The following is an 8,901-nucleotide window of genomic DNA, read 5'->3' on the forward strand; positions in this document are numbered from 1 at the left end:
AAAACTATCAATTGTAGGGTGAGCGCTGCTATAATCTATATGTTAAGGGAGAGAAATATACTTTCAGCAGCGCTCACTTGAATAATTTTGGTATAAGGTAGAATTTAGTTAACGAACCCCAAAGGCTCAAAAGACCCAAAGAAAAGAGTAAGAGCACGATTAAGTTACCCGTTTGAATGCAACTCGGTACCCCAAATGAAACAAAAGCATCCCAAATTCGCTTTAGTATTGGCAGGTAATGCCGTTCTTTCAACGCTTTTATTGTCTGTGGGTGTTGCTTTTGCTCAACCCACCTCCCCAAATGCTGCTGAAACAACTCAGACAAAACCCATTTCTACTGGGGAACGACGGGAACTCGAACAATTGCGAGAACAAAAGCGGATTCTTGAGCGAACTCAAGCTGAAAATCTCCGCAATTTTAGTCGCACAACACTTTTATTTAATGTTGTGCTTGGGGCTTTTGTGCTGCTTTTAGCTGCTGCAATTGCAGTTTTGTTCCTGTTGCGCCGAGCTGTGATGTTTGAAATCGCAAGTATGGCGAGAAGTCAGCTTAATGAATTAAAAGGTTTGGACAAGCGGATTGCTGAAGCTAATCAAACTGTTCAAGGTATTCTCCTAAAAGCTGAGGAGATAGAAACAGATTTAGAGCGCGAGGAATCAAATTTTCACGAAGAGTTAGCTGTTAAAAAAGAGAAAACATCGAAGTTGTTTTCTCAAGTGCAAGCCGATGTTGGAGAAGAGACGAAATATGGACTCGACAAGCTAAAAAAATCTGAGGTAGAGTTTGGGGCACGGCTTGCTGAAATCCAAGAAAATATTCAAAACCAACAGGATTTAATTCTCCAAAATTTAGAAAAATTATCCTCACAGTTTGCTCCTCAGCTTTTGGATATGCAGTCTGAGGTTCAAGGTCAGAAAAATACAGTCCTGCAAACTATGAAACAGACGGAAGCTGAGTTTGCATCTCAATATTCGGAAATTCAAATTAATGCAGAAAAGCAACAGAATTTAATTCTGCAAAATCTGAAGCAGGCGGAATCTGGCTTGTCGGCTAAATTAGCTGAAATTTCAGTTAATGCCGAAAAACAACAGGATTTAATTCTACAAAATCTCAAACAAGCGCAGTCAGAGCTATCAATTAAATTGGCTCAAATTCCAGTTAATGTGGAAAGGCAACAGGATTTTATTCTGGAAAACTTGAAAAAGCAAGAGTCTGATTTAACCCAGTGTCTAGAAAAACTTAAAGTTGATTCTGAACAAAAAGTGCGGCTGTTCCATGCAGAAGCAATTAAACATCAGGAACGATTAGGGAGAGAAATAACTGCTCAACTTTCAGAATTGCAGTTGGAAATTAAAAAGCAAATGCTGTTGGTGAGCAAGAATTTGAAAGATGTAGAGACAGAGTTTACTACTTTTGTCTCGGATTCCCAAGCTGGTATTAAACAAAATCAGGCTCAAACTTTTCAGGATTTGGAAAATCTCCAGAGTTCTGCAAAGGCTCAATTGTCTACATTAATGTCTGAGATTCAAGGAGGAAAAAATTTAGCTCTACAGAACTTAGAACAACTAGAAACTGAAATTACTGCTGTACTCACGGAGTTGGAAACTCAGGTACAAGCTCGTAAGGATTTAACGATTCAGAATTTAGAGCAATCCCAGGGTGATTTGGTTGCTCAACTTTCAGAAATACTATCGGAAACTCAAACTCATAAAGCTCAAATTTGGCAGGAAATTGCTGATAGTTCGCCGACGACGATCGCAGAGGCGGTAATCCCGGAAGTGACGGTAAAAATTCAAGGTTTAAACGAACAAATTGAAAGGCTGAAATCAAATCACCCTGAATTGTTCTTGAATGTGGAAGACTATATCAATGAGGGAAATAGTTTGTTGTCTCAAGGGCGTTACAATGAGGTAATATCCAATTGCGATCGCGCTTTGGAAATCAAGCAAAATTGCCCTGAGATTTGGTATCAGCGCGGTCTGGCTCAGTGGGAATTGCAGCAGTTTGAAGAGGCAAAGGCTGCTTTCGATCGAGCTATTGAACTGAAAACAGATGATGCCAATATTTGGTATCATCGAGGTATTACCTTAAAAGAATTGCGGCGTTATGAAGCAGCGATCGCAGATTTTAACCAGGTGTTGGAAATTCAGCCGCAGGATAGCAAAGCATGGCTGCACCGAGGATTAGCCTTGGCAAAATTGAAACGTGCGGAAGACGCGATCGCATCCTTTGACAAAGCCATCGAAATCAATCCCGATTACCGCGAAGCGTGGGTAAACCGAGGGGTGGCACTAGGAACGTTACAACAGGAGGAGGAAGCTTTCAAATCCTTCGATCGCGCGGTTCATGTAGAGCCTGATGATGCCGTCGCCTGGTTAAATCGAGGTTTAGCTTTGGGGGTTTTAGAACGATATGAAGAGGCGATCGCTTCTTTCGACAAATCCATAGAATTGAATTATGAGTCTTATAAAGCTTGGAATTCCAGAGGCGAGATATTGGTCAAGCTAGAACGCGATAACGAAGCGATTGAAAGCTTTGACCGCGCGATTAAAATTAAATCAGACTTTGCCAACGCTTATTACAACAAGGCGATTTGTTATGCCTTGCAACAGGAAGTAGACTTGGCAGTTGAAAATCTAGAACACGCGATCGCGCGCAATCCCCAATATCGGATCGAAGCAACAACGGAACCAGATTTTGAGTTCATTGCAGAAGATGACAGATTTTGGGACTTAATTGAAGCAGAATAAAGTCAACACTTTCTGACTCAGGGATCTGCATAAACTTGATTTTAGCCATTTTCTTGCTTACCCTCGCGATCGCCATCTGGCAACCAAGAGGATTAGGCATTGGTTTTAGTGCTTTAGGGGGAGCGATCGCCACCTTAACAACTGGCGCGATCGCGTTACAAAATCTCCCCGCCGCCAGAGTAATTCTCGGCAACAACACCCTGACTTTGGCGGCTTTGCTCGCTTTAAACTGGATTCTCGAACAAACCGGGGCCCTACGCTGGTTAGCACTCCGTGCGGCTGGCTGGAATTTGAACAGAGGTAGGCTACTATTTTTAATGCTGGGACTGGCGACTGTAGTTGCCAGTATCTTACTGACTAACTGCGGCGCAACGCTGACTCTCACCCCCTTTGTCTTTGAAATCCTCGCTTTGCTTGGTTTTCGCCGGAAACCAACCTTTGCTTTTGCGATCGCCACAGGTTTTATTGCTGACGTTGCTAGTTTGGCTTTCACCTCCAGCAATTTAGTGAATACCATCGCTGCGAGTTATGCCGACATTTCCGCGACACGCTACGCTTCAGTCATGATACCTGTCAGTGGAGTCGCGATCGCCGCCAGTTTCGCCGTTTTCTTGTTCTATTTTTGGTCTGATATCCCCCCCACCTACCCATCCTTCGACTTAGTTAGAACAGCTTTTAAACCAGCTATTGAGCCTCATTTCTCCCCAAAAAAACAGGAGATTAAAGAACCAGAAGCTTTGCCATCGGCACAAGAGAAAATAAATAGTAACCAACCTGAAAAAGAGACAATAAAAGTTGACGCTACAGTTTATTTCGATCCTATAAGCGGTTTCTCCTATACGAATTCATCCCTACCACTGCGGTCTTTTGCCCCGCTCGTCCGCTCCTTATCTCCCTTCACTAAATTCCTCAACTCTACCTCCGTACAAATTATTTTATTTAGCTGGGGGATGTATATAATCGCGCTCGGCTTGGGTAATTCTGGCTTAATAACTACAATCGGATTAATCTCAGCACAGTTCGCCCAATGGGGATTATTTCTATCTATAATTAGCACGGGATTTTTAGCGACAATATTTGCCGCCGTTACTAATAATTTACCTGCTGTCTTAATTCACACATTAGCCATTCAATCTACCTATATTATCCCTCCCGATATCCAAGAAGGTATGGTTTACGCCTCTGTCATTGGGTGCGCTCTGGGTGCTAAAATTACTCCGATTGGCAGTTTATCGACCCTACTTTGGCTCAATATCTTGAAGTGCCGAGGCTGCGACATAAAATGGAGTCAATATTTTCGTCTCAATGTAATTTTGACTTTACCTGTTTTGTTTCTTACTCTCTTAGCTTTGGCGATTTGGTTTCCGTTGTTATTATCTTGATTGGTAATTGGTAATAAGTTTGTTGTTTTATCATTTTTATGAGTAATTATCCGTCGTCATTGCGAGCGAAGCGAAGCAATCGCAGAGACTAGGCGATTGTTTCGCTTGGCTTGCAATGACAATAAAGGGGGTAACTAGGTGAACATAAATAAACGCTATAAATTGTAAGGTGGGCTACGTTTAATTATTGGGTATTACTACAGAAACAAACCCCGCCTACGCGGACTAAGAAATAAGTTTGATTTTACTGTGTTCATTACAAAAGTCCATAATCAATAAAAAATCTTTGAGAATTATTTCAATGTTTTCTTCTGTCAGAATCGGGACATGGATAAATATACATTGACTTTGCAATCTCTTCTTTTTTATATGTTTTAAGACTGAATAATATAGAGCTTCGCAAACAAATTTACCTGCATCATCGCTAATTTCAGTTAAAGTTAAATTTGCAACTAGGCTTGACAGTGGGATAGTTGTTTGTAGGATTTCGCCCTCAGAAATAGCAGTAGATTCTACAGTTAAAATTTTACGCGATTCCGCCATGCCACAGCAAATAATTAAATCGGGCTGTAATTCGTCAATTTTAGCGATCGCTTGTTTCGGCCCGAACTTTGGATCGACGGGCAGTTTTCTTAAAAAAGTTAGCGCGTAAGGCAAAGATTCTATTTCCGCAACCTTTGCCAGTAAATCGTCCGAAGCATTAGACGGCTGATGGGGTAGCCAAGTGTCAAAAGAGGTGAGCAGAATGTTTATCGTCATAGAAAGGGCGATCGCAGAGTCGGTTTTGTGTAAAGATAGTGAAAGCTTCTAATATAAGGCCAAATCAATGTCTGTGATTGCAGTAGTAGACTACGATATGGGCAATTTGCACTCAGTCTGCAAAGGCTTGGAGAAAGTGGGTGCAACGCCTCATGTCACTGATTCGCCGAAGGAAATCGATCGAGCAGATGCAGTGGTTTTGCCCGGTGTGGGTTCGTTTGACCCCGCCGTACAGCATTTGCGATCGCGCGGCTTAGTCGAACCAATTAAAGCCGCGATCGCATCTGGTAAACCATTCTTAGGCATCTGTCTGGGTTTGCAAATATTGTTTGAAAGTTCCGAAGAAGGCACAGAACCAGGGTTAGGAATTGTCGCCGGTACTGTACGCAGGTTTCATTCGGAACCAGGGCTGACAATTCCTCACATGGGATGGAACCAACTACAATTTAATCAGCCAGATATCCCTTTGTGGCAAAGTTTATCAGCAAATAATTGGGTTTATTTCGTCCATTCTTACTATGTCGATCCTGTCGATTCGAGGGTGTGCGCTGCAAGTACAACTCACGGTACTCAAACTGTGACAGCCGCGATCGCCCAAGGTAATTTGATGGCCGTACAATTTCATCCAGAAAAGTCTTCTGCTACAGGCTTACAAATTCTATCAAACTTTGTTAGCCAAGTCAGGGTGACAGTTAACAGTTAACAGTTAACAGTTAACTTTAATTGATAAAATGACTCTCAGAATTCACGGCAACCGTCAACTTAAAACTCTACCCGGACTTCTCACCCGCCCGACTTTGGGGCGAGTACGAGAGGCCGTTTTCAATATTTGGCAAGGCACTATTGACGGATGCCGATGGCTAGATTTGTGTGCCGGTAGCGGGTCAATGGGTGCTGAAGCACTGTGTCGGGGGGCCAAAGAAGCGATCGCGATCGAAAAGTCCGCCAAAGCTTGCACCATCATTCGCCAAAATTGGCAGCAAGTAGCCAACTCTTCCCAGCAATTCCAGATCCTTCGGGGAGATGCGATCGCAGAACTGCATAAGCTAGCCGGACAGCAGTTTGACCGAATTTACTTCGATCCGCCCTACGCCAGCGACTTGTACCAACCAGTGTTAGAAGCGATCGCTACCCAACAAATGTTAGCCGAGTACGGCGAAATAGCAGTAGAACACAGCCCCGAACTAGAGACAATAGAACCATTACCGCCCTTGGAAATTTGCAGGCAGAAAGTCTATGGCAATACAGCCTTGACTTTCTACCGTCCCGCATAAATAGGCGATCGCTTCTCTATTTATTAATGCCTAACTGATCGCCACGCTTGTATTGCTGATAGGCAGCGAAAAATAGCCCCAGCAAGGTGACGGCAATCAAACCCAAGACAATACCTGAAAGCAGCGGTTCTACCACGTTATATCTCCTTATTTCTTACTTTTCGCAATTTATAGCAATCTTAATCTTAATTGAAATGTGAACTTACTTGACAGAGTAAAAAAATCACAACCGCCAAGGCGGTTAGGGACTAGGGACTAGGGGCTAGGGGCTAGGGGAAGAAGAGGAAGAAGGGAATAGAATTAATAGTTTGAGGAAACTAAAATGTCCTAACTACCTTGGCGGTTGCTATATTAGCACTTGGTATATTTTTAATTTTTAATTTTTAATTTTTAATTTTTAATTACTAATTCCTTGCCCTTCCTGCCGGGAACCATTAAGCTATGTTATGTGAATTAAACTTTCTTGTAGATTCTTATTTAATTAGAAACCTTTGGATAACCAGCTCGCTAGCAATGAAATTCAACACCTGGTCAAGCGGATCGCTTTGATTGCTCTAGTGGTTTCGCTGGTAAGTCTTATAGCGATTTTAGGCATAAGACATTTTCAGGCCGCAGATCCCTACATCAAAACCGTTTTGTCCATGAATGGCAATCCCATTCAAGGTCAAGCCATTTTTCAAATGAATTGTGCCGGTTGTCACGCATGGCATCTCAACAGTCAGATAGGCCCAAACTTACACGGTGTCTCCCAGCGTAAGTCTGAGAGCCGTCTGATCGAGCAAGTAATCAGCGGACAAACCCCTCCCATGCCTCAGTTTCAGCCAAGTCCCCAAGAAATGGCAGACCTACTGAGCTATCTGGAGCAAATTTAATTACGAAGGAAGAAGGAAGAAGGAAGAAGGAAGAAGTAAGAAGGATTTACTGAACAACCAACAACCAACAACCAACAACTAACAACTAACAATTACCAAGGACTACCTATCATCGTAAAACCACTCCAATAATAAGGATGGGATAAAGTTGTACTGAGTTGATTTTTCCCCCCAGCGGGCAGCATTACTCCACTTGCTACACCACCACCTCGCAGTTGGCCAGACTCTATCTTGATTTCTCCTCGAAGCATCGCAATTTGTGATTGTCGCAAAGCTTCAGATTTAATGGCAGCATTCCGTAATTGGCTGTAAAATCCTGCCATCAACCCCAGCGTTCCCTCATCGGAAACATACCATAAACTAGCTAAGGCAGACTTCACCCCAGCTTGTACGGCAAGACCTGCAAATCCTAATTCTGCGCCATTATCTCCCACTGCCGTGCGGCAAGCGCTCAACACCAGTAACTCTACTGGCGGGTTACTCCAGCCTAACTGCCTAAGCTGATTCAGTTGCAGTTGAGCATCCCATAACTGAATGTAAGAGTTGCCGGCAGCCCCCGGCTTAAATTCGCCATGCGTAGCTAAGTGGATAATTTGATAAGGTGTCGCAGAGCGTAGAGATTTGAGGTTTTTAAGAGTGAAAGCTTCATTGAGGAAAAATTGCCCTGGCCACTTAGCCGCGATCGTTTGCAATTCTAAAGGTACAGCGGGTAAAGGTGATTTGTCCGAAAATACTGATGCACCCATTGCCAAAACTGAGGCACCAGAAAGGCGTTGGTAGCTAGTATTAGTTAAGCTCAAGCTCGGTATTAGCGCTAGGCTATATTTTTCTACCAGAAATTGTTTCCCGTCATGGAGCGCGGCAATTGGTAGCGTCCGCAGTCCTGCATCCAGACTAAACAGAAGGGTTTCTATTTTTTCCCCTTGTAATTCCGCCTCTAAAGGCTTTAGTAACCACTGATAAAGCTTTTGTGCGGGTGAGAGATAGCTTGTGGAACGGCGTTTGACAGGATTGGTGATTTCGTCGCGGAACTGGTTTGCAGTCTGTATTAGCACCTCGCGATTCGCCTCGCGGACGGTTCGGTGCAGGATGTGACCACTGGCGGTCATTAATACAAGTTCTAGCTGATCTGGTCGCGCGATCGCATAAACAATTGCAGAGCGATTGCCAGTTTGTTTCTCGATTTTCGAGAGCATTTCTCTGATATTTTGAGCAGAATTTACAGCCGTTCCTAATGAAAGACTTTCTCCCAAGTAATCCTTATATTCCTGTTGAGTCAGCACCTCGATTTGAGGTACGGCAACCTCGACTCTCCCAGCATCAAGAGTTTGGCTGAGGTTAGCTCTAGCTACTTCTACGGCTGGCGAGAATCCAGCTAGACTGGCATTAGGCGCGCCACCAGGTGGCGGTGGATTGTTGCCATCTGGTTTAGGGCCGTTAGGTGAGGGATTTTGTGGCGAGGGGCTATTGCCGGGATTAGATTCGACACGCAATATTGAGCTGTTACCGGGATTGCCAGAGATGCTGTTGCCACTCTGAGGTTGCGGCATTAATCCAGAGTTGGGATTGGCTGGTTTTCCAGGATCGCCGCGATCTATTCCGGGAGCAACATTTAATATTTGTTGATTGTAAAGTCCACCACTATTCAGAACCGGACTGTCAGGCCTAATCGTATTTATGCCTGCAAGATTTGGGGAGGGAGGTGGATTTATTGGGGAATTAGCTAATTGTTGTCGCGGGGGTAAAGGTTGTTGATTATTACCTCCGGGTTGCTGTGGATTACCATTACCTCCAGGTTGCTGATTATTACCTACAGGTTGCTGTGGATTACCATTACCTCCGGGTTGCTGATTATTACCATTA

Annotated in this window: 8 protein-coding genes; 5 read left to right on the forward strand and 3 right to left on the reverse strand. The window is 43.7% G+C overall.

Features of this window, described 5'->3' with window-relative positions:
- Positions 1-195: 195 nt before the first annotated feature.
- A complete protein-coding gene (locus OSCI_RS05275; protein ID WP_007353827.1) occupies positions 196-2,751 on the forward strand; it encodes a tetratricopeptide repeat protein in 2,556 nt (851 codons plus the stop codon).
- A gap of 35 nt (positions 2,752-2,786) precedes the next feature.
- Entirely contained in the window at positions 2,787-4,133 is a 1,347-nt protein-coding gene (locus OSCI_RS05280) for an ArsB/NhaD family transporter (protein WP_007353828.1), read from the forward strand.
- 225 nt (positions 4,134-4,358) lie between these two features.
- Here the strand turns inward: OSCI_RS05280 and OSCI_RS05285 are convergent, their stop codons facing one another.
- Positions 4,359-4,892: a hypothetical protein gene (locus tag OSCI_RS05285; RefSeq protein WP_007353829.1), complete on the reverse strand. Its 534-nt coding sequence runs from the start codon at positions 4,890-4,892 to the stop codon at positions 4,359-4,361.
- A gap of 67 nt (positions 4,893-4,959) precedes the next feature.
- Between OSCI_RS05285 and hisH the strand changes: the two genes are divergently transcribed.
- Both hisH and rsmD read left to right on the forward strand, forming a co-directional pair.
- The gene (gene hisH / locus OSCI_RS05290; RefSeq protein WP_007353830.1) at positions 4,960-5,595 is read left to right on the forward strand and encodes an imidazole glycerol phosphate synthase subunit HisH; all 636 of its coding nucleotides are present in this window, start codon (positions 4,960-4,962) and stop codon (positions 5,593-5,595) included.
- Positions 5,596-5,623: 28 nt separating this feature from the next.
- The gene (gene rsmD / locus OSCI_RS05295) at positions 5,624-6,166 is read left to right on the forward strand and encodes a 16S rRNA (guanine(966)-N(2))-methyltransferase RsmD (protein ID WP_007353831.1); all 543 of its coding nucleotides are present in this window, start codon (positions 5,624-5,626) and stop codon (positions 6,164-6,166) included.
- 16 nt (positions 6,167-6,182) lie between these two features.
- Here rsmD and petG read toward each other — a convergent pair whose 3' ends face one another.
- On the reverse strand, positions 6,183-6,302 hold the full coding sequence (gene petG, locus OSCI_RS05300; RefSeq protein WP_019486789.1) for a cytochrome b6-f complex subunit V: 120 nt from the start codon (positions 6,300-6,302) through the stop codon (positions 6,183-6,185).
- Positions 6,303-6,657: 355 nt separating this feature from the next.
- Between petG and OSCI_RS05305 the strand changes: the two genes are divergently transcribed.
- The gene (locus OSCI_RS05305; protein ID WP_007353832.1) at positions 6,658-7,038 is read left to right on the forward strand and encodes a c-type cytochrome; all 381 of its coding nucleotides are present in this window, start codon (positions 6,658-6,660) and stop codon (positions 7,036-7,038) included.
- Between the two features lie 92 nt (positions 7,039-7,130).
- On the opposite strand, the gene OSCI_RS05310 is transcribed toward OSCI_RS05305, so the two are convergent.
- Positions 7,131-8,901 (reverse strand): CHAT domain-containing protein (locus tag OSCI_RS05310; RefSeq protein WP_157135544.1); only part of this gene is annotated, 1,771 nt, incomplete at its 5' end.

This window comes from Kamptonema sp. PCC 6506, assembly GCF_000180455.1.
Lineage (GTDB): Bacteria > Cyanobacteriota > Cyanobacteriia > Cyanobacteriales > Microcoleaceae > Kamptonema > Kamptonema formosum.